The 25,454-nt window shown below is 73.0% G+C and carries 25 protein-coding genes; 9 read left to right on the forward strand and 16 right to left on the reverse strand.

The genetic code is table 11. The features are described from left to right. Positions 1 to 3: 3 nt before the first annotated feature. A complete protein-coding gene (gene ilvA / locus IE108_RS05045; protein WP_064729551.1) occupies positions 4 to 1,233 on the reverse strand; it encodes a threonine ammonia-lyase in 1,230 nt (409 codons plus the stop codon). A gap of 163 nt (positions 1,234 to 1,396) precedes the next feature. Between ilvA and IE108_RS05050 the strand changes: the two genes are divergently transcribed. The 3 genes from IE108_RS05050 to IE108_RS34745 all read left to right on the forward strand — a co-directional run bounded on the left by IE108_RS05050 (position 1,397) and on the right by IE108_RS34745 (position 2,827). Further along, positions 1,397 to 1,903, forward strand: a complete 507-nt coding sequence (locus IE108_RS05050; protein ID WP_079163647.1) for a MarR family winged helix-turn-helix transcriptional regulator — start codon at positions 1,397 to 1,399, stop codon at positions 1,901 to 1,903. A 110-nt stretch (positions 1,904 to 2,013) separates the two neighbouring features. Beyond that, entirely contained in the window at positions 2,014 to 2,520 is a 507-nt protein-coding gene (locus IE108_RS34740) for a sigma factor-like helix-turn-helix DNA-binding protein (protein ID WP_064729549.1), read from the forward strand. Positions 2,521 to 2,569: 49 nt separating this feature from the next. Next, positions 2,570 to 2,827 carry a hypothetical protein gene (locus tag IE108_RS34745; RefSeq protein WP_064731943.1) on the forward strand — a complete coding sequence of 86 codons (258 nt, stop codon included), beginning with the start codon at positions 2,570 to 2,572 and terminating at the stop codon, positions 2,825 to 2,827. A gap of 10 nt (positions 2,828 to 2,837) precedes the next feature. On the opposite strand, the gene IE108_RS05060 is transcribed toward IE108_RS34745, so the two are convergent. Next, positions 2,838 to 3,992: a cystathionine gamma-synthase gene (locus IE108_RS05060; RefSeq protein ID WP_064729548.1), complete on the reverse strand. Its 1,155-nt coding sequence runs from the start codon at positions 3,990 to 3,992 to the stop codon at positions 2,838 to 2,840. A 96-nt stretch (positions 3,993 to 4,088) separates the two neighbouring features. Here IE108_RS05060 and IE108_RS05065 point away from each other — a divergent pair, with 96 nt between their 5' ends. Next, positions 4,089 to 5,207: a hypothetical protein gene (locus tag IE108_RS05065; RefSeq protein WP_064729547.1), complete on the forward strand. Its 1,119-nt coding sequence runs from the start codon at positions 4,089 to 4,091 to the stop codon at positions 5,205 to 5,207. Between the two features lie 69 nt (positions 5,208 to 5,276). Here IE108_RS05065 and msrA read toward each other — a convergent pair whose 3' ends face one another. Continuing rightward, positions 5,277 to 5,789 (reverse strand): peptide-methionine (S)-S-oxide reductase MsrA, encoded by a 513-nt coding sequence (gene msrA / locus IE108_RS05070; protein ID WP_064729546.1) that lies wholly within the window; start codon positions 5,787 to 5,789, stop codon positions 5,277 to 5,279. A 160-nt stretch (positions 5,790 to 5,949) separates the two neighbouring features. Between msrA and IE108_RS05075 the strand changes: the two genes are divergently transcribed. Further along, positions 5,950 to 6,585, forward strand: a complete 636-nt coding sequence (locus tag IE108_RS05075) for a hypothetical protein (protein WP_064729545.1) — start codon at positions 5,950 to 5,952, stop codon at positions 6,583 to 6,585. A 52-nt stretch (positions 6,586 to 6,637) separates the two neighbouring features. Here the strand turns inward: IE108_RS05075 and IE108_RS05080 are convergent, their stop codons facing one another. Beyond that, a complete protein-coding gene (locus IE108_RS05080) occupies positions 6,638 to 8,113 on the reverse strand; it encodes a HEAT repeat domain-containing protein (protein ID WP_229851609.1) in 1,476 nt (491 codons plus the stop codon). Between the two features lie 473 nt (positions 8,114 to 8,586). After that, positions 8,587 to 9,198 carry a TetR/AcrR family transcriptional regulator gene (locus IE108_RS05085; RefSeq protein ID WP_064729542.1) on the reverse strand — a complete coding sequence of 204 codons (612 nt, stop codon included), beginning with the start codon at positions 9,196 to 9,198 and terminating at the stop codon, positions 8,587 to 8,589. A 156-nt stretch (positions 9,199 to 9,354) separates the two neighbouring features. On the opposite strand from IE108_RS05085, the gene IE108_RS05090 reads away from it, so the two are divergent. Beyond that, positions 9,355 to 10,374 carry an aldo/keto reductase gene (locus IE108_RS05090; protein WP_064729541.1) on the forward strand — a complete coding sequence of 340 codons (1,020 nt, stop codon included), beginning with the start codon at positions 9,355 to 9,357 and terminating at the stop codon, positions 10,372 to 10,374. Between the two features lie 42 nt (positions 10,375 to 10,416). Here IE108_RS05090 and IE108_RS05095 read toward each other — a convergent pair whose 3' ends face one another. Continuing rightward, entirely contained in the window at positions 10,417 to 11,226 is an 810-nt protein-coding gene (locus IE108_RS05095; RefSeq protein ID WP_064729540.1) for an SDR family oxidoreductase, read from the reverse strand. Positions 11,227 to 11,354: 128 nt separating this feature from the next. Beyond that, positions 11,355 to 12,395, reverse strand: a complete 1,041-nt coding sequence (locus IE108_RS05100) for an NAD(P)-dependent alcohol dehydrogenase (RefSeq protein WP_064729539.1) — start codon at positions 12,393 to 12,395, stop codon at positions 11,355 to 11,357. A gap of 168 nt (positions 12,396 to 12,563) precedes the next feature. Between IE108_RS05100 and IE108_RS05105 the strand changes: the two genes are divergently transcribed. Beyond that, positions 12,564 to 13,442 carry a helix-turn-helix domain-containing protein gene (locus tag IE108_RS05105; protein WP_064729538.1) on the forward strand — a complete coding sequence of 293 codons (879 nt, stop codon included), beginning with the start codon at positions 12,564 to 12,566 and terminating at the stop codon, positions 13,440 to 13,442. A 48-nt stretch (positions 13,443 to 13,490) separates the two neighbouring features. On the opposite strand, the gene IE108_RS05110 is transcribed toward IE108_RS05105, so the two are convergent. The 4 genes from IE108_RS05110 to IE108_RS05125 all read right to left on the reverse strand — a co-directional run bounded on the left by IE108_RS05110 (position 13,491) and on the right by IE108_RS05125 (position 17,680). Continuing rightward, on the reverse strand, positions 13,491 to 14,174 hold the full coding sequence (locus tag IE108_RS05110; protein WP_064729537.1) for an ABC transporter ATP-binding protein: 684 nt from the start codon (positions 14,172 to 14,174) through the stop codon (positions 13,491 to 13,493). Between the two features lie 32 nt (positions 14,175 to 14,206). Then, the gene (locus tag IE108_RS05115) at positions 14,207 to 15,703 is read right to left on the reverse strand and encodes an ABC transporter permease (protein WP_064729536.1); all 1,497 of its coding nucleotides are present in this window, start codon (positions 15,701 to 15,703) and stop codon (positions 14,207 to 14,209) included. Positions 15,704 to 15,856: 153 nt separating this feature from the next. Continuing rightward, complete coding sequence (locus IE108_RS05120) at positions 15,857 to 17,101, reverse strand: L,D-transpeptidase (protein WP_064729535.1); 1,245 nt, start codon at positions 17,099 to 17,101, stop codon at positions 15,857 to 15,859. A 225-nt stretch (positions 17,102 to 17,326) separates the two neighbouring features. Continuing rightward, entirely contained in the window at positions 17,327 to 17,680 is a 354-nt protein-coding gene (locus IE108_RS05125; protein WP_064729534.1) for a hypothetical protein, read from the reverse strand. 109 nt (positions 17,681 to 17,789) lie between these two features. Between IE108_RS05125 and IE108_RS05130 the strand changes: the two genes are divergently transcribed. Beyond that, positions 17,790 to 18,116, forward strand: coding sequence for an LPXTG cell wall anchor domain-containing protein (locus IE108_RS05130; RefSeq protein WP_189397578.1), 327 nt, complete (start codon positions 17,790 to 17,792; stop codon positions 18,114 to 18,116). Between the two features lie 67 nt (positions 18,117 to 18,183). Here IE108_RS05130 and hutH read toward each other — a convergent pair whose 3' ends face one another. The 3 genes from hutH to IE108_RS05145 form a co-directional block, all read right to left on the reverse strand. Next, positions 18,184 to 19,722, reverse strand: coding sequence for a histidine ammonia-lyase (gene hutH / locus IE108_RS05135; protein ID WP_064729532.1), 1,539 nt, complete (start codon positions 19,720 to 19,722; stop codon positions 18,184 to 18,186). Between the two features lie 93 nt (positions 19,723 to 19,815). Beyond that, complete coding sequence (locus IE108_RS05140; RefSeq protein WP_064729531.1) at positions 19,816 to 20,964, reverse strand: GGDEF domain-containing protein; 1,149 nt, start codon at positions 20,962 to 20,964, stop codon at positions 19,816 to 19,818. An 85-nt stretch (positions 20,965 to 21,049) separates the two neighbouring features. After that, on the reverse strand, positions 21,050 to 21,850 hold the full coding sequence (locus IE108_RS05145; protein WP_064729530.1) for an enoyl-CoA hydratase/isomerase family protein: 801 nt from the start codon (positions 21,848 to 21,850) through the stop codon (positions 21,050 to 21,052). Between the two features lie 209 nt (positions 21,851 to 22,059). Here IE108_RS05145 and IE108_RS05150 point away from each other — a divergent pair, with 209 nt between their 5' ends. Further along, positions 22,060 to 22,713, forward strand: coding sequence for a hypothetical protein (locus IE108_RS05150; protein ID WP_229851612.1), 654 nt, complete (start codon positions 22,060 to 22,062; stop codon positions 22,711 to 22,713). Between the two features lie 208 nt (positions 22,714 to 22,921). Here the strand turns inward: IE108_RS05150 and IE108_RS05155 are convergent, their stop codons facing one another. Continuing rightward, a complete protein-coding gene (locus IE108_RS05155; RefSeq protein ID WP_064729529.1) occupies positions 22,922 to 24,067 on the reverse strand; it encodes an adenylate/guanylate cyclase domain-containing protein in 1,146 nt (381 codons plus the stop codon). 425 nt (positions 24,068 to 24,492) lie between these two features. Then, entirely contained in the window at positions 24,493 to 25,356 is an 864-nt protein-coding gene (locus IE108_RS05165; RefSeq protein WP_064729528.1) for a biotin--[acetyl-CoA-carboxylase] ligase, read from the reverse strand. Between the last annotated feature and the right edge of the window lie 98 nt (positions 25,357 to 25,454).

Raw genomic sequence — 25,454 nt, forward strand, 5'->3', positions numbered from 1 at the left:
GCCTCAGCCGATGACGGGGTAGCCGGCCTCCCGCAGCGCCCGGCCGACCTCGGCGCAGTGCTCCGGGCCCTTGGTCTCCAGGTGCAGCTCGACCTCCGCCTCCGTGAGCCCGAGCCGTGGATCGGTCCGTACGTGACTCACATCGAGGACGTTAGCGTCGACCACTGACAACACCCCGAGAAGCGTGGCCAGGGCGCCGGGACGGTCCGTCAGCCGCAGCCGGACCGCCAGGTAGCGGCCCTGTGCGGCCATGCCGTGCCGCAGCACGCCCTGCATCAGCACCGGGTCCACGTTCCCCCCGGACAGCACGGCGACGACCGGGCCCTCGAACGCCCCGGGGTCGCTCAGCAGCGCCGCCACCGGACTCGCCCCGGCCGGCTCCACGACCAGCTTGGCCCGCTCCAGGCAGAGCAGCAGGGCGGTGGACAGCTCGTCCTCGGAGACGGTGCGGACCTCGTCCACCAGCTCGCCCACGATGCCGAACGGCACGTCGCCGGGCCGCCCCACCTTGATGCCGTCGGCCATCGTCACCGGATGTTCGACCGCCACCGGGCGACCCGCGGCCAGCGAGGGCGGGTACGCGGCCGCCCCCTCCGCCTGCACGCCCACGATCCGCACGTCCGGCCGCACCGCCTTGACGGCGACCGCGATCCCGGCCACCAGCCCTCCCCCGCCGATGCCGACCACGACGGTCCGCACCTCGGGGCACTGCTCCAGCACCTCCAGCCCCACCGTCCCCTGCCCCGCGATGACGTCCGGGTGGTCGAAGGGGTGGATGAACACGGCGCCGGTCCGCTCCGCGTACTCCTGCGCCGCGGCCAGCGTCTCGTCGACGACCTGGCCGTGCAGGCGCACCTCGGCGCCGTAGTCCCGGGTCGCGCTGATCTTGGGGAGCGGGGCGCCCTTCGGCATGAACACCGTCGAACGCACCCCGAGCAGCGACGACGCCAGGGCCACGCCCTGCGCGTGGTTGCCGGCGCTGGCCGCGACCACTCCGGCGGCGCGCTGCTCGGGCAGCAGCCCGGCGATCCGGACGTAGGCGCCGCGCAGCTTGAAGGATCCCGTCCGCTGGAGGTTCTCGCACTTGAGGTGGACCGGCGAGCCGACCAGCTGGGACAGGTGCCTGCTGCCCTCCATCGCCGTCACCCGGGCGACGCCCGAGAGCATCTTCTGCGCTCCGCGCACGTCGTCGAGGGTGACGGGTCCGACGAGGGCGGCCGTGCTGTAGCTCATGCCTCCAGCATCGCAGTTCACGGGGGTCCGGGGCGGTTGTGACCAACCTCCGAGACCCGCTTTGCGCAGCGCCGGTACGCCCCGCCGCCCGGCCGCGTACCCTGTCCCCCAATCAGCCAGCCCTCCAAGAAGTGAGCCCCCGGCCATGCCCACAACACCTGAAATGTCGATGGACATGACGACCGCCGGTGACCCCGGTCTTCTCGAGACGCTCCAGCACGAGGTCGCGCTCTTCGCCCGGCGTGCCGAACAGACCCGGCTCGGCGGGGTCGGGCAGGTCCGCAACTCCATGGACCGCGCCGCGTACCTGCTGCTCAACCGCCTCGACAAAGAAGGCCCGATGGGCGTGAAGGCGCTGGCCGCGAGCATGGGGATCGACTCCTCCACGGTCACCCGGCAGGTGGCCCCGCTGGTCGACACCGGCCTCGTCAAGCGGACGTCGCACCCGGAGGACGGACGCGCGGTGGTGCTCCAGCTGTCCCCGCGCGGCGAGTCGCGGCTGGAGGAGGTCCGCTCCTCCCGGCGTCAGCTCATGGCCGAGCTGACGCACGACTGGGCGCCGGAGGAGCGCGAGGCGTTCTGCACGCTCCTCACGCGCTTCAACGGCGCCCTGTCCGCCCGAATGGCCCCTTCGGGCGGGGCCGGCGGCGAGGCGCCGCCGGCCTCCTGAGGCGGTTTCCGCGGCTTTACCGTGCGGTTCGGACCGAACTCTTGACCGACGGGGCACGCCTGGCCTGATATGAGACCTCAGAGGTCGTCGCCGTCCGGTCGGGAGGCGCGGTGCGAGCACGGCATGCGTCCCTCGGTGCCCGTCGGGCCCGGGAGTTCGAGGCGTTCGTCGCGGGTGCGGCGGGCCGGCTGCTGCATGCCGCCACCCTGCTCACCGCCGAGTCGCCGGACGCCAACCCGCGCGCGCGGCGGCTGCTGTCCCTGTCCCTCGCGCACACGTACGCGTGCTGGGACCGGCTGCACGGCGAGGATCCGTACGACCGGGCCCGGCAGCTCCTGGCGGCCCGGTTCGCACGTGGTGCCTGGCACCGGTACGGCGGTCCGCTGCGGCACCGGCGGCCCGCCGCGGGCCCGCTGGCCGCGCTCACCCCGCGCGAACGCCTGATCCTGGTCCTGCGGCTCTACGAGGGCGTCGCCGAGGAGCAGGCGGCCGCGCTGCTCGGCCTGCCCGTGGAGCGGGTGCGCACGATCTGCGACCGGGCGACGGCCACCCTGCTGCGTCCGCCCGCCGCGCAGGCCCGTCCGGTGGCGCCGAGGGCCGGGGCGGCGACGCCGTGACGCGCGGGGCGGCCGGAGCCACGCGCGCGTGGCGCGCCGGGAGGCGGCGGTGAACCGCGCGGGGCGCGAGGCGGCCGTCCGCCGGATCGTGGAGCAGTCGCCGCCGCGCGTACCGCCGGAGGTGTACGCGGACGCCGTGCGCCGGGGCGGGCGCCTGCTGCGGCGCAGGGCCGCCGCCCGTCGTGCGGTGTGGCTGCTGCTGTGCGCCGCGGTCGTGGCGTTCACGGTGTGGGCGCTGACGGTCGAGCCGTGGGTGGAGCCGCCGTCGGAGACGACCCCACCCGTGACCGGCTGGGAGGGCTGGTGAGCGCCCGGAGCTAGCCGAGGGCCTGCTGGAGGTCGGCCAGCAGGTCGTCGACGTTCTCGATGCCGACCGACAGCCGTACGAGGTCGGCGGGCACCTCCAGGGCCGAGCCGGCCGCGGAGGCGTGCGTCATGCGGCCGGGGTGCTCGATCAGCGACTCGACGCCGCCCAGGGACTCGCCGAGCGTGAAGACCTTCGCCCGGTCGCAGACCGCGACGGCCGCCTCCTCGCCGCCCTCGACGCGGAACGACACCATGCCGCCGAACGCCTTCATCTGCTTGGCGGCGACCTCGTGCCCCGGGTGTTCGGGCAGGCCCGGGTACAGGACGCTCGTCACGCGCGCGTGCCGGGAGAGCATGTCGGCGATCTTGACGGCGTTCTCGCTGTGCCGGTCCATGCGCACGGCGAGGGTCTTGGTGCCGCGCAGCACCAGCCAGGAGTCGAAGGGCCCGGCGACCGCGCCCATCGCGTTCTGGTGGAACGCCAGTTCCTCGCCGAGTTCCTGGTCGTCGACGACCAGCGCGCCGCCGACGACGTCCGAGTGGCCGCCCATGTACTTGGTCAGCGAGTGGACGACGACGTCCGCGCCGAGCGCCAGCGGCTGCTGGAGGTACGGCGTGGCGAAGGTGTTGTCGACGACGAGCCGGGCGCCGGCGTCGCGGGCGACCTGGGCGACGGCGGCGATGTCGGTGATGCCGAGCAGCGGGTTGGAGGGGGTCTCCACCCAGACGGCCTTGGTCTTCGGGGTGATCGCGGCCCGCACCGCGGCGGCGTCGCCGGTGTCGGCCACCGACCACTCGACGCCCCACCGGGTGGCGACCTTGGCGAAGAGCCGGAACGTGCCGCCGTACGCGTCGTTGGGGATGACCACGTGGTCGCCGGGGCGCAGCAGCGTACGCAACAGGCAGTCCTCGGCCGCCAGTCCGGACGCGAACGCGAGCCCGCGGCGGCCGCCCTCCAGCGCCGCGAGGTTCTCCTCCAGGGCGGTGCGGGTGGGGTTGGCGCTGCGGCTGTACTCGTAGCCGCCGCGCAGCCCGCCGACGCCGTCCTGCTTGTAGGTCGACACCTGATAGATCGGCGGGACGACCGCGCCGGTCAGGGGATCGGCGGTGTTGCCCGCGTGAATCGCGAGCGTCTCGAAGTGCTGACTGATGTGCCTGTCGCTCATGGGCACCGAGGGTAGCGGCGCGACGGGCTCCGCGTGTTTTCCACAGGGCGGGGGACAGGTTGGCCAATTGTCGGCGGCGTCTGGTTCGCTTGAGACATGGAGATTCTCTGGGTCCTGATGGCACTGGCCATGTTGTGCGTGGTGCTGCTCCCCGTTCTGCGGCGCCGACGGGGCGCGGTCGGCCTGGTCCCGCCCGGCCACCCGGACGCGGCGGACCCCGCGAACTACGGCTTCGCCCTGGAGGAGGAGCTGGACATCCGCATGCCAGGACCCGACCAGGACCTGCTGGACGTCCTGGACCTGGTGCAGCGGACGCAGGATTACCGGGGGGCGCAGCAGCTCCTCGCGGGCACGGAGACGCAGAGCGAGCGGCGCTGGCAGCGGGTGCAGGCCTTCGCCGGTGCCGCGTCCCTGGAGCTGCGGCAGCGGCCCGGCGGTGTCGGGGAGACGCCGGGCGGCCAGTGGCTGCGGGTGTGGCGGGCCGAGGCGCCCAAGGACGCGGGCGGGGCGGCGGTGCACGCGGAGTTCCTGGTGCAGCAGGCCTGGCGGACGGCGACGCCCGGCACGGACGACTTCCGGATCATCATGGAGGAGGCGAAGGCGGCCTGCTCGCAGGCGGCGCTGCTGGCCCCGGGCGACCCCATCCCGTACATCGTCGAGCTGTCGGTGGCGCGCGGCCTCGGCTACCCGCGCGAGGAGTTCGAGCAGCTCTGGCTGAAGATCCTCGACCGCGCGCCGAACCACATGGGGGCGCACCTGGCCGCCCTGCACTACTGGTGCGAGAAGTGGCACGGCTCGCGCGACCTGGCGTACTCCTTCGCGGAGGCGGCCGCGGCCCGCGCCCCGCGCGGTTCCCTCCTCGCGGCGATGCCGCTCTTCGCCGTCTTCGAGCACCTGCCCGAGGTCAATCTGGTCAGCGGCTTCCACCAGAGCGAGGTCGTCACCAAGGCCGTCCACGGCGCCCTGCACGCGGTGCACTCGGCCCGCCCGGACGACCCGATGCAGGCGCACGTCCGTCACCTGCTGGTCTTCTTCCTGGTCCGCGGCGAGCGCTGGGCCGAGGCCATGAACCAGCTGATAGTGATCGACGGCCACGTCGGCGCACTGCCCTGGACCCTGTCCGCCGACCCGGCGGCGGAGTTCGCGGTGTACCGGGCGCTCGCGGTGGCGGGCTACGAGGCGAACGGCGGCAGCCCGGCGACCCTGCCCCAGTGACGCCGGTGACGCACGCGTCCGGCCCCTGACGTGGTCAGGGGCCGGACGCACACTCTGCCGCGCCCCGGGTCAGCCGTCCGCCCGGACGGGCAGCTTCCAGCCCGGCCGCGGGAAGTGGCAGGTGTACCCCTCCGGGTACCGCTGGAGGTAGTCCTGGTGCTCCGGCTCGGCCTCCCAGAAGGGCCCGACCGGCTCCACCTCGGTGACGACCTTGCCGGGCCACAGACCGGAGGCGTCCACGTCCGCGATGGTGTCCTCGGCGATCCGCTTCTGCTCGTCGTCGACGTAGTAGATCGCCGAGCGGTAGCTGAGCCCGATGTCGTTGCCCTGGCGGTTCTTGGTGCTCGGGTCGTGGATCTGGAAGAAGAACTCCAGCAGCGCGCGGTAGTCGGTCTGCTCCGGGTCGTAGAGGATCTCGATGGCCTCGGCGTGGGTGCCGTGGTTGCGGTACGTCGCGTTCTCCACGTCTCCCCCGGTGTAGCCGACCCGGGTCGCGGTGACGCCGGGCAGCCGCCGGATCAGCTCCTCCATCCCCCAGAAGCATCCGCCCGCGAGCACGGCCCTCTGTGTCTGCGCAGCCATGGTGGCCCTCCAATACCAGTTCAAGTCGATCACACGGGCCACCCGGCACACGGGCCGGCCAACCTTGCCCTTACGGTGCAACGCCTGAGGGCACCCGGCGATTCCGCAACCTGCGGGAGCGAGATCATGAACCCGGAAGCAGATCAAGGAGGCGAGTCCAGTGGAGCAGTCAGCCAGTGCACCGGGGCTCTCCGCCTACCAGCTGGCGCTGCGGGACCGCCTGCTCGCCGCCCCTGTCGTTCCCGCGCCCGCGCCGTGGCGGCCCGTCTTCGAGTACCCGTACGGAGTCCCCGTCGGCGGGCTGCTCGGCATCGGCTTCGCGTCGCATCCCGAGAGTGGCCATGACCTGGTCATGGTCGTCTCACGGGACGGGCACGGTCTCTTCTACGCTGTCACCGGCGAGAAGATCGCCAGGGACCGCGACCCCGAGCATGACACCCCCGACGAGGCAGCCGAGCTGACCTGCCCAGGGCTGGGACCGATAGCCGACAGCCGCGTACACATCGCAGGACTCTTCGGCGGTGGGCTCCACACGACGACCGAAGACGGCTGGACCCTGGAGGCCGTCGCCCCGGCATGGCCCAACGACCGCGTACTGCTCTCCGCCGACGGCGGACTTCCCCACTCCGGCCCGCACGGAGAGCGGTGGTGGCACATTTTCCACTCCGACTACTCCGAACTGCGAGCCTTCGGCTTCTCCCCCTCGGGGGAGACAATCGCCGTCGCGACGAGCAGTGACCTGTCCCTTTGGACCCGCCGCCCTGCGCTGAGCAACGACAGCGTCGCTCAGCACTGACCAACCGGCCCGCGCCAACACTCGCGCTGCCGGGCCAACCCGGCCGGCCGCGTCAACGAGGGATGCCCGCGGCGTCCAGATATTGGTGCATGACTTGCGCCGGAAGGCTCGGGTTGCCGAGGGCATGGGCAGTGAGTTCCGGATCCGCGCAGGTTTGGAGGATGAGGTCGACCGGCAGCGCCGGGTGCCCGGCTGCCATCGCCCGTACAAGGCCATCGGGGTCGGCAAGCAGGCGGACCAGAACGTCGACGGTTGCTGCGGAGTCGAGTCCCGCCAGCCGTCGCTTCTCCGGATCCGGGTCGTCGGCGAAGCGTTGTGCGTTGCCCTTGCCCGGGAAATTCGGGTGGCCCCGCAGTCCCCCCTTGGTGATGACCTGGCACTCGAGATATGTCCGCAGCACAACCTCGCCGTCGACGGACGGTTGGTTCTCACACAGCAGGAGGCGCACGGCGTGGTCGTCGTCATTCGAGAGCAGGGCGATGGCGTCGGCGGGCAGGTTCCGGCTGTAGGCGGCGCTGCGCCGCAGCAGGGTGTTGGCCGAGGTGGCGCACTCGCGCAAGACGTCGGGATCGGTGCAGAGTCGAACCCACGCGACGGGGGCGAGCCGGTCGGACGGTCCGATGGTGACGTCAATAGCGGAACGTTCACGCTCGGTCAGTTCGGGCCGTACCGAGACCTCCAGTCGTACGCTGTGCGCGTCGTCCTCCGACAACGTCCTGACGATGTCAATGGGGACGTTGAGGTTGGCCGCCAGCTCCTGCCGGTCTCTCTCCTCGGTGCTCGCCGCGAGACGTCGGGCGGTTGCCAGGCTCATGGCGCCGTGCCTGATCACGTCATACCGGGCAAGGCCGCCGACTTCCGCTTCGAGAAGAAGGTCCGTGTACCTGGAGTCGTCCAGACAGGCCTTCATCATGGCTGCTCGACGTACGTCGCCGTCATCGTCACAGAGCAATCGGTTTCGGGTGTCCTCGGACAGCAATCCCCACTGTTGGCAGGCTGCCCGGCGAAGGCCCGCGTCGGGGTTGTCGGCAAGACCGGCGACCAGGCTTGGAGCCGTGTGGTGGCTATCGGCCGCGCTCTGGCGGATCGACGGCTTCGGGTCGGCAAGCAGGCGTTGCTGAGTCGCGAGAGGCAGTGGTGGCACGGGGATGCGGAACGGTGCGGGTCCGATGGCCAGAGCATGGCGGACACTCGGATCGGGATCGTCCACGAGTCGGGCACGCTGCTCCGCCGGCACGGAGAAGTTCTCAGCGAACGTGCCCCGCAGCCTGCGGTCGGGGTGCACAACGATGGCATCGACCACCTCGTCCGGCAGAGCACGCCAAGCGAACGTCTCCCAGGCCCCTTTGGCTTCCTCACACAGCAGCCTTATCAATACATCGGCCGGTGCCGCGGCATTGCGCGCGATCGCAGTAGTGGTCTCGTCGCGACCGCAATGTCCGCACATGCTGCCTCTCATTGATTCCCAGCCGTCTCTGCCGGCCGGCGGATTATGCGCATGGGCCTTGTACTGGGTCAACGTCGTCATGCGCCGGCTTCTGGCGGAGGATCCGCTGTCGCTGGCCGCACGCGTCGTACTGCCCTCCGTCGGCACGCTGACGGAGGGCAGTACGGCCCGGGCCACGTTCTCTCTTCCCTGCCGGGAGGCCGGGCAGGCCGCCAAGGGAGAGGGCACCTACGGGCCGCTTCCCGCGAGGATGGTTCGACACGATCTTCGCCGAGGCCGTCGAGCGGAACGAGGAGGGGATCGTGGTGTGCGGGGCGCGCACGAACGGCACGATCACGGGCCTGACGCTCTATGCCGCGAGCGTCGGTGCCCTACCCCAGGGCCGTCTCTCCTCCCCGGCCGCGGGGCTGCTCGATCTCGCGCTGCTCCACCGTGACCTGCTGCTGACCGAACCGGGCGGCGCAGGAGGGACGGCGCGATAACCGCTGAGCGCGCGTTCGAGCAACGCGGCTCGGTCAAGCGAGCCGGAGCGGCACGCAGGCTGAGCCCCCGCCTCATCCCCGCCCCCGCAACCCCCCCACCAACAGCCCCACCATCCGTCGCGCGTCGTACCCCGGGTCTTTCTCCGCGCCGATGCAGAGGTTGCCGACGCCGCGCATGAGGGCGATGGCGGGGACGTCGGTGTGGATCTCGCCGGCGGTGGTCGCGGCGGTGAGGAGGTCGGTGCAGACCGGGACCAGGCGGTCGAGGAAGTAGGCGTGCAGGGTCTCGAAGCCGGTGTTGTCGGGCTGGAGGACGCCCGCCAGGCCGTGCTTGGTGACCAGGAAGTCGACGAAGAGGTCGATCCAGCGCGCGAGCGCCTCGTACGGGGTCGGGGCGCTCGCCAGCAGTTCGGGGCCCGCCTCGGCGCAGGCCTCCACCTGGTGGCGGTAGACGCCGATGATCAGGTCGGCGCGGGTCGGGAAGTGGCGGTAGATCGTGGCCGTTCCGACGCCGGCCTCGGCCGCGATGTCGCGGACGGGGGCCTCCACGCCCGCCCGGACGAACACCGCGGCGGCCGCGTCGAGCAGCGTCCGCTCGTTGCGCCGCGCGTCCGCACGCTTGGGGCGGGCCGCGTTCCCCGCGGCGCCCGAGCCGTCCCTCGTGGCCTCCTGGCCGTCCTTCACCGTGCCGTTCCCTCCACCGACGCCGAGCGGCGTTGCTAAACGGGACACCGTTCCGTATCTTAAACGGGACAGGGTTCCACTTGGCTCTCCATGATGCCAGAGCGGCGGACCCGCCACCAAGCCATGCCCCGATCCCCCCGTCCGGAGGAATTCGTCATGCAGTACCGCACCCTGGGCCGCACCGGCGTACAGGTCAGTTCCCTCGCGCTCGGCGCCATGAACTTCGGCAGCCTCGGACGCACCACCCAGGAGGAGGCCACCGCCATCGTCGACGCCGCCCTGGAGGGCGGGATCAACGTCATCGACACCGCCGACCGGTACAGCGGCGGCGAGTCGGAGGAGATGGTCGGCAAGGCCATCGCCGGCCGCCGCGACGACATCGTGCTGGCCACGAAGGCGTCCATGCCGATGAGCGACGACCCCAACCACAAGGGCGCCTCGCGCCGCTGGCTGGTCACCGAGCTGGACAACAGCCTGCGCCGGCTCGGCGTAGACCACGTCGACCTCTACCAGATCCACCGCTGGGACCCGGCCACCGGCGACGAGGAGACGCTGTCCGCCCTCACCGACCTCCAGCGCGCCGGGAAGATCCGCTACTTCGGCTCCTCGACCTTCCCCGCGTACCGCATCGTGGAGGCCCAGTGGGCCGCCCGCGAACACCACCTGGGCCGCTACACCACCGAACAGCCCAGCTACTCCCTCCTCCAGCGCGGGGCCGAGAGCCACGTGCTGCCCGTGACCGAGCGGTACGGGCTCGGCGTACTGGTGTGGAGCCCGCTGGCCTCGGGGTGGCTGTCCGGCGCGGTCCGCGCGGGACGCGAGATCGCCACCCACCGCTCGGCGATCCTGCCGGAGCGGTTCGACACCGCGCTGCCCGCGGGCCGGGCCAGGCTCGACGCCGTCGAGAAGCTGGCCGCGATCGCCGACGAGGCGGGCCTCACCCTGATCCAGCTCGCGCTCGGCTTCGTGACCGCCCACCCGGCCGTCTCCGCCGCGCTCGTCGGCCCCCGCACCCTGGACCACCTGCACGCCCAGCTCGCCGCCGCCGACACCGTGCTCTCCGGCGACGTCCTCGACGCGGTCGACGCGGTGGTCGCCCCCGGCACCGACCTGGCGCCGCACGAGAAGTCGGACGCCACGCCCGCGCTCCTCGACCCGTCCCTGCGGCGCCGCTGACCGGCGCCACCGACCGGCGCCGCGGCGGGGTACGCCGGACGGTCAGCGACCCGCGCCCCGCGCGACGGACTCCGCGAGGAACTCCGCCCAGGTCGTCTTGGCGACCAGCGCCCCCGACACCGTGAGGTTGGCGCCGGAGCGGTAGGCGCGGCCCGCCCTGCCGGGCATGCGCACCGGCAGCTTCGGGCGCCGCCGGCGGCCGTGGACGTCGCGGTGGGCCTCCACCAGCGCGGCCAGGCCGTGGACCTCGGGTCCGGTGATGTCCGGCACCCGGCCGGACGGCGCGGCGAGCGCCAGGTCCGCCAGGCGGGCGGCGACCTCGCGGGCGGCGACCGGCTGCAGGCGCAGCCCGCCCGGCACGGGGAGAACCGGCAGCCGGGCCATCTTCTCGACCATCGTGAGGGTCAGCTCGTGGAACTGGGCCGCCCGCAGCACCGTCCAGCCGATGCCCGATTCGGTGATCGCCCGCTCCGATTCCAGCTTGGTCCGCAGCCAGGCCAGCGGCACGGTGTCCGCGCCCACGACCGAGACGTACACGAGGTGCCGTACGCCGGCCCGCGCGGCGGCGCGCACCAGGGTGCGGGTCGCCTCGTCGTCCCGCTTCGGGCCGCCCGCCAGGTGCAGGACGGTGTGCACGCCGGCCACCGCGTCGGCCACGCCCGCACCGGTGAGGAGGTCCCCGGTGACGTACTCGGTGCCGTCGTCCGCGGCGGCGCGGGGCCACCGGCTGAGGATCCGCACCCGGTGGCCGGCCGCCGTCAGCAGGGGGACGACGTGCCCGCCGAGGGTGCCGGTGCCGCCGGTGACGAGGATGGGGGTGGAGGGGTTCGAGGGGGTGGAGGGGTTCGTCATTTCTGCTCCCGGGTCCGCCTTGGGTTCTGCCTTGGGTGTCGTGGCGGTATGACCCGGGGCGGGACGGGGATGTGACAGGGCCGGGGAAGAAAACTTCCCCGGCCCTGTCACGTCTGTCGTGGGACGGCTCAGATCGTCGCCGTGTCGATCACGAACCGGTAGCGCACGTCGCTCGCCTGCACCCGCTCGTACGCCTCGTTGACCTCGGACGCGGCGATCAGCTCGATCTCCGCGCCGATGCCGTGCTCCGCGCAGAAGTCGAGCATCTCCTGGGTCTCGGCGATGCCGCCGATCATGGACCCGGAGAGGGACTTGCCGCCGCCGAGCAGCGCGAACAGGTTGAGGGAGACCGGCTCCTCGGGCGCGCCGACGTTGGCCAGCGTGCCCTCGGTCTTCAGCAGCCCCAGGTAGGCGCCGAGGTCGAGCGGGGCGGAGACCGTGGAGACGATCAGGTCGAAGCTGCCCGCCAGCTCCTCGAAGGTGGCCGGGTCGCTGGTGGCGTAGTAGTGGTCGGCGCCCAGCTTCAGGCCGTCGTCCTTCTTGCGCAGCGACTGGGACAGCACGGTCACCTCGGCGCCCAGGGCGTGCGCGAGCTTGACGGCCATGTGGCCGAGGCCGCCCAGACCGACGACGGCGACCTTCTTGCCGGGGCCCGCGTTCCAGCGCCTGAGCGGCGAGTACGTGGTGATGCCGGCGCACAGCAGGGGCGCGGCCTCGTCCAGGGAGATGCCCTCGGGGATGCCGAGGACGAAGTTCTCGTCGACGACGACCTTCTCCGAGTAGCCCCCGTAGGTCGGCTCGCCGTCCTTGCCGATGCCGTTGTACGTCATCACGTTGCCGCCCGTGCAGTACTGCTCGCGGCCGGCCTTGCAGTTCTCGCACTCGCGGCAGGAGTCGACCATGCAGCCGACGCCCACCCGGTCGCCGACGGCGAACTTGGTGACGCCGGGGCCGACCTCGGAGACGACGCCCGCGATCTCGTGGCCGGGGACCATCGGGAAGATGGCCTCGCCCCAGCCCTCCTGGACCTGGTGGATGTCGGAGTGACAGATGCCGGCGAACTTGATGTCGATCAGGACGTCGTGTTCCCGCACCTCGCGCCGCTCGATGGTGGTGCGCTCCAGCGGAGCCTTGGCGGCGGGTGCTGCGTACGCGGCGACAGTGGTCATGCCGGGTTCTCCGGGATTCTCTCGTCTTCGTGGGGTGATGCCTCCACCCTGCCTGCGGCGCGCGGAGTCACCCAGACCACGGCTTTGCGTACGTCCCGCGTGCGTACCACCGACGGGGACAGGCTCCTGGACGTACGACCGGGAATACGTCGGGCAATACTGGACACCATGGATGGACAGCTTGACCGGCGGGCCGAACTGAGCGAGTTCCTGCGCACCCGGCGGGCCCGGCTGAAGCCGGAGGACGTGGGGCTGGAGTCGTTCGGACGCCACCGCCGGGTGCCCGGCCTGCGGCGGGAGGAGCTGGCGCAGCTGGCCGGGGTGTCGGTGGCGTACTACACCCGGCTCGAACAGGGCAACGGGCAGAACGTGTCGGCGGAGGTCCTGGACGCGATCGCCCGGGCGCTCCGGCTGACCGACGCGGAGCAGGCCCACCTGACGCACCTGGCGAAGCCGAAGCAGCAGCGCAGGCGGACGTCGGCGGGGAGGAGCCAGCAGCCTCCCGTGCGGGTGGCGCTGCTCCAGCTGCTGGAGTCGATCGAGGCGGTGCCGGCGTACGTCTCGGGCCGCCGCTCCGAGATCCTCGCCTGGAACCGGATGGCGGCCGCCCTCTTCGGCGACTGGGGCCGGCTCCCGGCGCACGAGCGGAACTGGGCGCGGCTGGTCTTCCTGAACCCGGAGTACCGCGAGCTGTTCGTGGACTGGGACCAGAAGGCGTACGACATGGTCAGCTTCCTGCGCATGGACGCGGGCCGGCACCCGGACGACCCGCGGCTGTCCGCGCTGGTCGGCGAGCTGTCCGTGAAGAGCGAGGAGTTCCGGCGGCTGTGGGCCACGCACGACGTCAAGGAGAAGAGCTACGGCGTCAAGCGGATGCGGCACCCCCTGGTCGGCGACCTCACCCTGTCCTTCGAGACCTTCCGGCTGGTCGACGAGGACGAGCAGGCCTTCGTCACGTACCACGCCGAGCCGGGCTCGCCGTCGGCGGAGGCGCTGCGGCTGCTGGCGAGCTGGGGGACGGACGCGGCGGCGTCGCTGCGGACGTGACCGCCGCCCGCGGCCTGCCGCGCCCGTCGGCGCCCCGCCGGGCCCCCGTCAGGCCGAGGCGTTCTCCCGCACGGTGATCCGGCCCTTCCGGATCGTCGCCACCCGTGGGGCCTTCCGTGCGATCGCCGAGTCGTGGGTGACCATCACGAAGGTCAGGCCCAGCTCCTTCCACATGCGGTCGAGTACGTCCATGATCTCGTCGCGGGTCGACTCGTCGAGGTTGCCGGTGGGCTCGTCGGCGAGCAGCACCTTGGGGCGCTTGACCAGTGCGCGGGCGGTGGCGACGCGCTGCTGCTGGCCGCCGGACATCTCGCCGGGGAGGTGGGCGAGGCGTTCGCCGAGGCCGACGGAGGCCAGGGCCTCGGCCGCCTGCTCGCGCCGGGCGCCCGCCCGGACGCCGAGCGGGACCAGCGCGGTCTCGACGTTCTCCTGCGCGGTGAGGGTCGGGATCAGGTTGAAGGACTGGAAGACGAAGCCGATGCTCTCGCTGCGCACCCGGGTCAGCCGGGCCTCGGGCAGCGTGGCCAGGTCGGTGCCGTCCAGGACGACCGAGCCGGAGCCGGGCCGGTCCAGGGCGCCCAGCATCTGGAGCAGGGTGGACTTGCCGCCGCCGGTGGGCCCCTGGATGACCAGGCGGTCGCCGTCGGCGATGGTCAGGTCGACGCCGTCGAGGGCGGTCACGGCGTCCTTGCCGCGGGTGTAGCGCTTGGTGACGCCGGTGAGTTCGTACACGGTGGGACTCCTGGAGTACGGGGAAGGTGGAGCTACGCGACGCGGCGCAGTGCGTCGGCCGGGCGCAGCCGTGCGGCGCGCCAGCCGCCGAAGCCGCCCGCGACCAGCCCGCCGGCCACGGCGAGGGCGACCGCGAGGGCGATGGTGGTGACGCTGACGGGCGCGGTGAGCGCGATGTCGAGGGTCTTCGCGGCGGTCTGCCGGCCGGGACCGCCCATGCCGCCCCCGCCGAAGCCGCCGGGACCGCCCGCGCCCCCGCCCCCGCCCGTGCCGCCGCCGAGCTGGGCCTGGAGCGTGGGCCCGGCGGCCGTCACGGCGTACGCGCCCGCCAGACCGAGGGCGATGCCGAGGACGCCGCCGACCAGGCCGTTGACGACGGCCTCGCCGACCACCTGCCGGGTGACCCGGCCCGAGCGCCAGCCCAGCGCCTTGAGCGTGCCGAACTCGCGGACCCGGCGGGAGACCGCCGAGGAGGTGAGCAGCCCGGCGACCAGGAAGGCGGCGGCCAGCACCACGATCGACAGCCACTTGCCGACGCCGGCGGCGAGGGAGGAGGCCGTGGACAGGGAGCCGGAGACGGTGTCGGCGAGGTCGGCGGAGGTGGTGACCGTGGTGTCCGGGATGCTCTTCCGGATGGCGGACTTGACGCCGTCGATCTTCTGCGAGTCCGTCGCCCGGACGTAGACCGTGGTCACCTTGTCCTTCGCGTCGCCGAGGGTCTGCGCCCGCTTCAGCGGCACGTAGAGGTTGGCGGCGGCGTCGCCGCTGTCGGCGGTGGCGATGCCGACGACCTCGAACTCCGTGCCCTTCACGGTGACCTTGCTGCCGGCCTTGAGCTTCTTCTCCTTGGCGTAGGCGGAGTCGGCGACGGCGACCGCGGCGTCGGTCTCCGACTTCTCGAAGGTGCGGCCGCTGGTGATGGTGGAGGAGGTCAGCGGGCCGAGGGCGGGCTCGGTGACGTCGGTGCCGTAGACGGAGTAGCTGTTGACGTCGAAGTCGGCGCCGCCGCCCTGGACGCGGCCCTGAGGGGACTGCCCGCCGTCCGGACCGCCGCCCTGCCCTTGGCCCTCGCCCTCGCCCTGGCCGCCGGAGCCGCCCTCCTGCTGGAACCGGCCGCGGGAGAACTCGCCGCTGACCTTGACGACTTGGAGGCTCAGTCCGCCCACGGCGTCGGCGACACCGCTCTGGCCGGCGACCTTGCCGACGGTCGAGTCCGCCAGCGTCTGGAAGCCCTGCACCATGACGCGGTCGGTGCTCTGCTCCTCCTCGGAGCCGTCCTCCTGGGCGTCGAAGCGGAAGCGGGGGCGCTCGGCGGTGGCGCCGGAGGAGGGCTCGGCGGCCTTGGTGACCGTCATGTCCGTGCCCAGGCCGTACAGGGACTGCAGGACCCTGTCCTGGGCCCGGCTCATGCCTGCGGAGACGGAGTCGACGACGATGACCAGGGCGATGCCCAGCGCCAGGCCGGAGGCGACGACGAGGGCCGCCTTTCTGCGGCGGCGCAGTTCGCGCCTCAGGTAGGTGAAGAACATGGCCGCAAGGTAGGGACGGCCCGTGATGAAGGGATAAGGCCCGCGTAAGAGGACGATGAGAAGCCGCGCCGAACGCCCGGCGCCCGCCACCCCCCGTGCGGGGAATGGCGGGCGCCGGGTGCGAAGTACTGCCTGCCCGTGGGGAGTTCGGCGTCAGACCGCCGAACCGGCCTTCCACTGGGCCCAGTCCATGTTCCAGCCGTTGAGGCCGTTGTCCGGGGCGATGGTCTTGTCGCCGGTGTTCTGCACGACGACCACGTCACCGATGATCGAGTTGTCGAAGAACCACGAACCGGGCGTGTTCGGGTCGTTGGCGCCCTTGGCGTCCTCCAGGCCCACGCAGCCGTGGCTGGTGTTGGCCTGGCCGAAGATGCCCTTGCCCCAGTAGTTCCCGTGGATGAAGGTGCCGGAGGTGCTCAGCCGCATGGCGTGGGGCACGTCCTTGATGTCGTACTCGCCCTTGCCGTCGTCGTCGGTGAAGCCGACGGTCGAGCCGTCCATCCGGGTCTCCTTGAACTTCTCGGAGATCACCATCTCGCCCTCGTAGGTCTTGTTGTCGGGCGAACCGGCGGAGATCGGGATGGTCTTGACCGTCTTGCCGTCCTGCGTGACCTTCATCTGCTTGGTCTTGGCGTCGACGTAGGAGACCTGGTTGCGGCCGATCTTGAAGGTGACCGTCTTCTGCTGCACGCCGTAGACGCCGTCGGCGCCCTCGACCCCGTCGAGCGCCAGCTTGAGGGTGACGGTGGAGTTCTCCGTCCAGTACTTCTCCGGGCGGCAGTCCATGCGCTGGGTGCTGAACCAGTGGCAGGCGACCTCCTGGCCGCTGCTGGTGTTGACCGTGATGCCCTTCTGGACGGCGGCCTTGTCGGTGATCTCCTTGTCGAAGTTGATCGACACGGGCATGCCGACGCCGACGGTCTTGCCGTCGTCCGGCGTGAAGTTGCCGATGAAGCTGTTCTCCGGGGAGACCGTGGTGAAGGACGCGTTCTCGTGGGCGGCGCGGCCGTCGGAGTCCTGGGCGGTCGCGGTGATCTGGTACTTGGTGGCGCGCTCCAGCTGGCCGCTGGGCTTCCAGCTGGTCTTGTCGGCGGATATCTCGCCGTCGACGGCGGTGCCGTCCGAGGCGGTCATCTTCACCTCCGTGAGCGTGCCCTTGCTCACGGTGACGCCGGTGCCGTTGTTGATGGAGGCGTTGTCCGAGCCGCCCTTCGGCGTGATCTTGATCTGGGCCTCGGAGGTCTTGTTGGCCGCCGCCTCGTCGACCTCGGCCTGCGAGGTCTTGTCCCCACCCCCGGAGGTGTCGGCGTCGCCGCTGGAACATGCAGAGAGCACCAGCACACCGCCGAGCAGTGCGGACGCGGCCGCCAGGCCCTTGCGCCGCTTACCGTCCGTCATCACACGCTTCTCCATCGTTGCCGATTTCCCGAAACCCCGAGATACCCCGTCAATAACTTTCAACGCTACGACCGGTTCGTCCCGTTCCACATCGCTCATGGGTGTGGGTCACGCCACGTTTTACCCCTTGGGGCGGGGGCACGGGGATCGGTCAGTGCGCACCGTGAGACGACGAAACCCCGGGTGGTGGTTGCCACCCGGGGTCACGAATTTCCCCACGTGGCGTCAGCCGACCCTCACCTCGTCGTCCTCCGGGTCGTTCTCGTCGTCATCATCCTCGCGCAGGTCCCACTCGGGCGAGTCGGGGTCGCAGTCGATCTGCTCGCTGCTCCAGGAGGCCTGCTGGAGTTCGACCCCGGGCACCGTCCCGACCAGATCGAAGGGGTCGACGAGGTGGGCCAGGGCCTCGGCGGTGTCCTCCGTCACAGCGCGTTCGGACCGGGCGCGTTCCGCTTCGGGCAGGTCCGCGTCCTCGGCGAGGCGCTGAAGTGCGGCGCCGGTGAGTGCCTCGTCGTCGTCGATCTCGACGACGAGCTCGACGCGAATGCGGACGAACCGGGATGTCTCTGGAGTGGTCATGCCCGGAGCGTAAGGCCGACGGCTCCCGTGACTTTCCTGTGACCCGCGCCTTTCACTAACATCTGCCCACACGGCCAATTCGCCAGCGCCACAAGGGGATCGATATTCCGTGTCATCCGCTCGCCGTCCGTTGCTGACCGCCGCCGCCGCGGGGGGCCTCCTGTGCGCCCTGTGGTTCGTCCCGTCGGCGAACGCGACACCCGACACTCCGGTGTTCGAGTCCGCGGCCGCGACCCCGTCTCCGCAGGTCACCGCACAGGCCAGAGCCGCGTCCGCGGACACGGCGGCCACCACGACCACCGACGGGGGCACGACCCGGCTGGCCGACACCGGCAGCTTCGACAGCACCCCGTACGTCATCGGCGGCGCCCTGTGCCTCGGGCTCGGCGCCGGTTTCGTGGGGTACTCGGTGCGCCGGGAACGCCTCGAGTTCTGAGGGTTCCGGCGTCGCCGGTCATGCGTGAGGGGCCCCGTCCGACGACGGGGCCCCTCACGCGTCGGCGTCAGCGCAGCGGGCCGGTGACCGTCTCCGCCGCCGTGACCAGGTGCCCGGCGCGCACGAAGGCGTCCGCCGCGGCCAGGTCGGGCGACAGGTACCGGTCGGGCCCCGGGCCCTGCACGCCGGCCGCCCGTACGGCGTCGATGACGGCCCGCGAGGCCGGGGCCGGGGTCAGTCCCTCGCGGAGCTGGATCGCGCGCGTGGCCGCGTACAGCTCGACGGCGATCACCCGGGCCAGGTTGTCGACGGCCGTGCGCAGCTTGCGCGCCGCCGACCAGCCCATCGACACGTGGTCCTCCTGCATGGCGGACGACGGGATGGAGTCCGCGGAGGCCGGTACGGCGAGCCGCTTCAGCTCGCCGACCAGGGCCGCCTGCGTGTACTGGGCGATCATCAGCCCGGAGTCCACGCCGGCGTCGTCGGCGAGGAACGGCGGCAGGCCGTGGCTGCGGTTCTTGTCGAGCAGCCGGTCGGTGCGCCGCTCGGCGATGGACCCGAGGTCGGCGGCGGCCACGGCGAGGAAGTCGAGGACGTAGGCGACCGGGGCGCCGTGGAAGTTGCCGTTGGATTCCACCCGTCCGTCGGGCAGCACCACGGGGTTGTCCACGGCGGCCGCCAGCTCGCGCTCGGCGACCAGCGCGGCGTGCGCCATGGTGTCGCGGCCGGCGCCGGCGACCTGGGGGGCGCAGCGCACCGAGTAGGCGTCCTGGACGCGCGGGGCGTCGTCCTGGTGGTGGCCGGTCAGACCCGAGCCCCGGAGCACGGCGAGCATGTTGGCGGCGCTGGCCGCCTGCCCGGGATGGGGGCGGATGGCGTGCAGCTCGGGGGCGAGCACCCTGTCTGTGCCGAGCAGGGCCTCCATGGTCAGCGCCGCGGTGATGTCGGCGGACTTGTAGAGGGTGTCGAGGTCGGCGAGGGCCATGACCAGCATGCCCAGCATGCCGTCGGTGCCGTTGAGCAGGGCGAGGCCCTCCTTCTCGCGCAGCTCGACCGGCGCGATCCCGTGCTCGGCGAGCAGCTCCCCGGCCGGGCGCACGGTGCCGTCGGGCCCCTCGGCGTCCCCCTCGCCCATCAGGGTCAGCGCGCAGTGCGACAGCGGCGCGAGGTCGCCGGAGCAGCCCAGGGAGCCGTACTCGTGCACCACCGGGGTGATCCCGGCGTTCAGTACGTCGGCCATGGTCCGGGCGACCTCGGGGCGGACGCCGGTGTGACCGGAGCAGACGGTCTTGAGCCGCAGGAACATCAGCGCGCGGACCACCTCGCGCTCGACCCGCGGCCCCATCCCGGCGGCGTGCGAGCGGACGATGTTGCGCTGGAGCGCGGCCCGCAGTTCCGGGCTGATGTGCCGGGTCGCCAGGGCACCGAAGCCGGTGCTCACCCCGTAGACGGGTTCCGGCTTGGCGGCCAGCGCGTCCACGACCTCACGGGCCGCGGCCAGGGCGGCCAGCGCCTCCTCGGAGAGCTCGACCCGGGCACCGGCGCGCGCCACGGCGAGAACGTCGGACGCGGTCACCCCGGTCGTCCCCACCACCACAGTGTGCATATCCATATTCAGGAGCGTACGCAGTGAATTCCTTGATGTCACGAGGGGATGCGTCACCATCGGGCACCGCGTTCACCCCTTACCGGCCGAGGTCTACGGCGAGTGCCGCCCCCGGAACCGCCGACGCTCCCCGTCCTCCTCGCGGGTCGGCTCGTCGGCGAGCCGGACGACGGGGTCGTCGGGTCCCTCCCGGCCCGCGACGACCGGCCCGGCCGACCGCTCGGCCTTCGCGCGGTACTGGGCGGCGTCGGCCAGCCGGAACAGCCGGCGGGCGGAGCGCACCGGACCGACCTCGTCCTGGGTGGACGCGACGCCGCAGGCCACCCCGTCGCCCAGCTCCAGCTCGGCGGCCCGCCGGCACAGCTCCTCGGCGGCCTTGACCACCTCGTCGGCGGAGGGCCCGACCGCGAGCAGGCAGAACTCGTCCCCGCCGAGCCGCGCGGCCAGCGCCCCCGGCAGCATCGCCCCGCACAGCGACAGCACCGACCCGAACCGCTCCAGGAGCCGGTCCCCGACGGCGTGCCCGTGGGTGTCGTTGACCCTCTTGAGGCCGTTCAGGTCGCAGACGACGAGGCTGACGACCACGCCCTCCCCGCGGTGCCGCTCGACGGCCTCGTCCAGCGCCGCGTCCACGGCCCGGCGGTTGGCGAGCCCGGTGAGCGCGTCGGTGTACGCGAGCCGCCGGACCTCCTCCAGGCGCTCGGCCTGCGCGATCCCGGCGGCCACGACGGAGGCCAGCACGGTGGCGAAGTCGGCGTCGGGCCGCGCGAAGACCCGGTCGCCCACCGGGCGGGCCACGTACAGCTCGCCCCAGGCGCGGCCGTGCAGCACGATCGGCGCGACGACGCAGCAGCCGCGCCCCCGGCGGCGCAGGGCGGCGACCCGCTGGTGGACGTATCCCGGCCGCCCGGCGGCGGGCCCCTCAGCCGTCTCCACCCAGGCGTCGGGCTCACCGCCGCCGGCCCAGCGCTCGTGCAGGAACTCGGTGATCTCCGCGAACTGGTGCACCGGGTAGGACTCGTCCTCCGGGAACTCCTCCTCGTCCTCGGCGCGCCTGCCCACGTTCACGAGGACCCGGAGCCGGCCCAGCTCGCGCTCCCACACCGACAGCGCGGCGAAGCTGCCGCCCAGTGCCAGACAGGCGCCGGCCGCCGCCGCCCGCCACGCCTCGCGGGAGCTGTGCGCGGCGGCCATGCCCTGCGCCAGTGCCACCACCGCCGCGAGCCGTCTGTCCTCACCCATCACTCCAGGCTAGGGAGATCCAGCCGGAAACGTGACTCAAGCAGGGCGAACGGGGCGTAAACGGCGGAGAGGGGCAGGAGAGGGACTACTCTCCCGGCCAGCGCGGCGCCCGCTTCTCGTTGAACGCCGCCACGCCCTCCGCCCGGTCGCCCGAGAAGGCCACCGACCGCCACGCCGCGTCCTCGACCTCCAGGCCCGCCCGCAGGTCCAGGCCGTGCCCGAGCCGCAGCGCGCGCTTGGCCGCCCGCAGCCCCACCGGCGAGTTCGCGGCCATCCGCGAGGCCAGCTCCAGCGCCCGCGCCCGGTCCTCGCCCTCGTCCACCAGCTCGTCCACCAGCCCCAGCTCGCGCGCCTCGGCGGCCTCCACCCGGCGCGCGGTGAACACCAGCTCGGCGGCGCGCGCCGCTCCCACCCGGCGCGGCAGCAGCTGCGTACCGCCACCGCCGGGGATCACCCCGACGGACACCTCGGGCAGCCCCACCACCGCCGTCGGGTCGGCCACGATCACGTCGCAGGACAGCGCCAGCTCGAAACCGCCGCCCAGCGCGAAGCCGTGCACGGCGGCGATCGTCGGCACCGGCAGCTCCAGCACCGCGGTGTAGGCCCCGCGCGTCACCGGCCGCTGGCGCAGCAGGTCGGCGTCGGAGAAGGAGTTGCGCTCCTTCAGGTCGGCGCCCACGCAGAAGGCACGCTCATGGGTCGAGGTCAGCACCACCACCCGCACGGCCGGGTCCCCGGCGAGCGCCGCGCACGCCTCGGTGACGGAGCGGGCCATCGCGGTCGAGACGGCGTTCATGGCCTTGGGCCGGTCCAGCGCGAGTTCCGCGACATGCCCGTCCCCGTGCCGCCGCACCAGGACGAAATCTCCGAACCGCTCCTCGCTCATGGCACCCTCCGGTTAACGCGTGTTAACAATCGACCGTCCGATCATCGCAGGCGCGCCCGCGCGGCGGAAGGCCGGACCGGTTCCGTGCCGCCGTGCGCCGCCCACCCGTTCGAGTGACATCACGCCGACCGCCGTACCCGGGCACACGGCAGCCCGTAGCGTCGCTCCGCCACGGCGCGGCGGGGGCCGGCGGGCACCGGGGAGGGATCATGACGACGACCGGCACACCGACCGGACGGGCGCACCCGTGGGGACGCCGCGGCCGCCACCGCCGGCCGCGCCCCCGCAAGGTGCTGCTGGCCGCGGGCGGCCTCGCGGTCGCGGCCGGCGCCCTGAGCCTCGTACGCCTGCTGCCCGGGCCCGGCGGCGACGCGGGCGGGTACGGCGCGCAGGCCGCGCCGCGGGTGGACGGGGGCGGCGCGTCCGCGGCCGACCGGACGGGGACCCCGGGCACCGCCTCCCGCTCCGCCGGCCCGACGGGCGTGAGCCCTTCGGCGACCTCCGCGATGGGCGGCCTGGGCGGTTCCCCCTCGGGAGGCCTGATACCGGCGCCGTCCACGTCCCGGTCCCCGTCCCCGGCGGCGTCCCACGGCACGACGACGACGTCCTCCGACGCCCCGGACGTTCCCGTTCCCCCGGCCCGGCCGCAGGCTCCGCGCCCCCCGGCGACCGACCCCGCCGGCACCCCGCGTCCCCCGCACTCCGACGCCCCCGCGCCGCGCCCCACCCCGACCCCGCCACCGCACCGCGACGAACCCACGGCACCCGCGCCCGAACCCCGCGATCCGGGCCTGTGCGTGCCGGTCATCGGCCTCTGCGTGGACCTGCTGGGCGAGGGGTGGCGGCGACTAGGGCCTGTCTGACAATTCCCGTCGTCGCCCGGAGGGCGGCCTCGCGGCGTCAGGTGCGTGCTCTCGCCGTGCCGGGCGCAGAGCCTCGTACTGGATGTACTTGGCTCTGCGCCCGGTGCGGCGAGAGTGCGTGCATGGCGTCGCGAGGCTGGGGGCACCTCCCGGCCGGAGGCTGGGGGAGGGAATTGTCAGACAGGCCCTAGGGGCTGCCCGGCGCTATCTAGGACCGGTCGTTCTCGTCGCCCCGGCGGGTGAGCAGCCAGGGCTCGACCACGCCGAGACCGCGCACCGGACGCTGCCACATCGGCTGGAGCGCGAAGCGGTACGACGGCGGCTCCTCGCCCGCCTTCTCCGCGGCGGCGGCCTCCTCGGCGGCGACCGCCTCCGAGGCCGGCGCGTCCTGCGTGCGGATCAGCTCCTCCGCCAGCGCCGAGTCGACCAGGACCGCGTCCCGGGGCGCTATCGAGGTCAGCCGGGAGGCCAGGTTGACGGTCGAGCCGAAGACGTCGCCCATCCGGGTGGTGACCGTGCCGAAGGCGATGCCGACGCGCAGCTCGGGCATGGTCTCGTCGTTCGCCATCGTCTCGACGAGGAGCAGCGCGATCTCGGCGGCCGTGCCGGCGTCGTCGGCGGCGTAGAGCACCTCGTCGCCGAGGGTCTTGATCAGCCGCCCGCCGCGCGCGGCGACCAGGTCGGCGGCGGTGGTCTCGAAGGCCTCGACCAGCTCGCCGAGTTCCTCCTCCTCCATCCGGCGGGTCAGCCGGGTGAAGCCGACCAGGTCGGCGAAGCCGACGGCGAGCCGCCGGTCCACCATCTCCTCGTCGTCGGCGGCCTGCACGACCCGGCCCGCCGAGGCGGCGAGCTGGCGGCGCCAGACGTAGACGAGGAACTCCTGCAGCTCGGGCAGGAGCAGCTCGACGATCGGGTACGTCACCTCGGTGCGGGTCATGCCGGGCTCGGGGGGCTCGGTCAGGCCCTCCAGGAAGGAGTCGATCTGCCACTCGGCCAGCCGCGCGGTGGTCTGCCCGGTGGACCGGGCCACCTGCACCGCCATCGCCTCGCTGAGCAGCCCCGCCTCCACGAGACCGGCCAGCCGGCGCAGGGCGAGCACGTCGGCCTCGGTCAGCGCCCTGGCCTGGCCGATGTCGGCGAAGCCCATCGCCCGCCAGAAGCGCGAGGCCAGCTCCATGGAGACGCCCGCGCTGCGGGCGGCCTGGAAGGGGGTGTAGCGGCGCTCGGCGCCCAGGATGAGCCCTTCGAGGCGCAGCGCGAGCGGGTCCTCGCCGGAGTCGGCGGCGTCCGGGGCGGGCTCGGGGTCCACCCGGCCGTCCCCGTCCGCGCCGGAGCCCGTGTCGTCGACGCTCAAGCCTGCTGCCCTTCCGATCTGCCGCGGTCAGGTATCGACCGGCCACAACTTTACGTCAGGTGTGCCCCAGCTCACTGCCGAGCGGCCCGCACCGCGGATCCCGCGCGCTCCCGCCCGGGGAAGGCCCCGGTCCCCTGCCCGCACGACCTCGGCCCCGGCCGCCCGCGCCCGCCCGGCACCCACTCCGAGCGTGCCCCCCGGACCGGGGTCACGCCACCCGCGCACCCGCGACGCCACCACCGCCCGCTCTCCCGCGTCCGCGGCCCCGACCCGCTTCCCAGCTCTCGCCGCCCCGCGCCGGATCACGCCCACCACAGGCACAGCAAGCCCTGTCCCGGACGGGGGCCCAGCACCGTAACCGCGAACGAGGGACCCGCACCGCGACACCCCACCCGCCGCTCCCCCGCCGGTCCCCACCACCCCGCTCACGCCGGCCGCAGGTGCACGATGTCCCCCGCCCCCACCGGCTCCTGCACCCCCGCCGCCGTGGCCAGCACCAGGCGGCCGTCGCCGTCCACGGCCACCGCCTCCCCGACCAGCGACCGGTCGCCGGGCAGCTCGGCCCGCACCACGCGGCCGAGCGTCGCGCAGCCCGCCGCGTACGTCTCCTGGAGGCCGCTCGCCGCCGGATCGCCCCCGGCCGAACGCCACCGGCCGTACCAGTCCTCCAGCGACCGCAGCACCCCCCGCAGCAGCGGGTCGCGGTCGGTACTGGCGGCGCCCGCCAGGGCCAGCGAACCCGCCTGCGGGACCGGCAGCTCGTCGGCCCGGAGGCCGACGTTGACGCCCACACCGACGACGACGCCGTCACCCGCCCGCTCCGCGAGGATGCCGCCGGCCTTGCGCTCCTCGCCGCCGACGGTCACCAGCAGGTCGTTGGGCCACTTCAGCGCCGTGTCGACACCCGCCACCCTGGACAGCCCCGTCGCCACGGCCACGCCGGTCAGCAGCGGCAGCCAGCCCCAGCGGGCCACCGGCACCTCGGTGGGCCGCAGCAGTACGGAGAAGAAGAGCCCGGAGCGCGGCGGCGCCGTCCACCGCCGGTCGAGACGCCCCCGCGCGGCGGTCTGCTCCTCGGCGACCAGCACGGCCCCCTCCGCCAGGTCCTCGTCGGCGGCGCGGGCCACCAGGTCCGAGTTGGTGGAGCCGGTGCGCTGCACCAGGTCGAGGCGGTGCCACAGCCCTCCCTCCCGGACCAGCGCGCGGCGCAGCGCCGTGCCGTTCAGCGGAGGACGGTCCAGGTCGGACCACCGGCCGCCCGGGGAACCAGAGGCATCAGGGGGAGTCATGCAACCCACCCTAGGTGTGGGAAAGACCGCACTGCCGAACGGAAGACCCCCTACTACTCTACGAACGAGTAACCGTCCCCCCTTTTGAGCAGGCAGGG

The organism is Streptomyces parvulus (genome assembly GCF_014648855.1).
GTDB classification, from domain to species: Bacteria; Actinomycetota; Actinomycetes; order Streptomycetales; family Streptomycetaceae; genus Streptomyces; species Streptomyces parvulus.

Coding starts and splice junctions, on each gene's coding strand:
- ilvA (WP_064729551.1), bottom strand. CDS start 1,233: ATGAGCTACAGCACGGCCGCCCTCGTCGGACCCGTCACCCTCGACGAC.
- IE108_RS05050 (WP_079163647.1), top strand. CDS start 1,397: ATGTCGATGGACATGACGACCGCCGGTGACCCCGGTCTTCTCGAGACG.
- IE108_RS05060 (WP_064729548.1), bottom strand. CDS start 3,992: ATGAGCGACAGGCACATCAGTCAGCACTTCGAGACGCTCGCGATTCAC.
- IE108_RS05065 (WP_064729547.1), top strand. CDS start 4,089: ATGGAGATTCTCTGGGTCCTGATGGCACTGGCCATGTTGTGCGTGGTG.
- msrA (WP_064729546.1), bottom strand. CDS start 5,789: ATGGCTGCGCAGACACAGAGGGCCGTGCTCGCGGGCGGATGCTTCTGG.
- IE108_RS05080 (WP_229851609.1), bottom strand. CDS start 8,113: ATGACGACGTTGACCCAGTACAAGGCCCATGCGCATAATCCGCCGGCC.
- IE108_RS05090 (WP_064729541.1), top strand. CDS start 9,355: ATGCAGTACCGCACCCTGGGCCGCACCGGCGTACAGGTCAGTTCCCTC.
- IE108_RS05095 (WP_064729540.1), bottom strand. CDS start 11,226: ATGACGAACCCCTCCACCCCCTCGAACCCCTCCACCCCCATCCTCGTC.
- IE108_RS05100 (WP_064729539.1), bottom strand. CDS start 12,395: ATGACCACTGTCGCCGCGTACGCAGCACCCGCCGCCAAGGCTCCGCTG.
- IE108_RS05105 (WP_064729538.1), top strand. CDS start 12,564: ATGGATGGACAGCTTGACCGGCGGGCCGAACTGAGCGAGTTCCTGCGC.
- IE108_RS05115 (WP_064729536.1), bottom strand. CDS start 15,703: ATGTTCTTCACCTACCTGAGGCGCGAACTGCGCCGCCGCAGAAAGGCG.
- IE108_RS05120 (WP_064729535.1), bottom strand. CDS start 17,101: ATGACGGACGGTAAGCGGCGCAAGGGCCTGGCGGCCGCGTCCGCACTG.
- IE108_RS05125 (WP_064729534.1), bottom strand. CDS start 17,680: ATGACCACTCCAGAGACATCCCGGTTCGTCCGCATTCGCGTCGAGCTC.
- hutH (WP_064729532.1), bottom strand. CDS start 19,722: ATGCACACTGTGGTGGTGGGGACGACCGGGGTGACCGCGTCCGACGTT.
- IE108_RS05140 (WP_064729531.1), bottom strand. CDS start 20,964: ATGGGTGAGGACAGACGGCTCGCGGCGGTGGTGGCACTGGCGCAGGGC.
- IE108_RS05145 (WP_064729530.1), bottom strand. CDS start 21,850: ATGAGCGAGGAGCGGTTCGGAGATTTCGTCCTGGTGCGGCGGCACGGG.
- IE108_RS05150 (WP_229851612.1), top strand. CDS start 22,060: ATGACGACGACCGGCACACCGACCGGACGGGCGCACCCGTGGGGACGC.
- IE108_RS05165 (WP_064729528.1), bottom strand. CDS start 25,356: ATGACTCCCCCTGATGCCTCTGGTTCCCCGGGCGGCCGGTGGTCCGAC.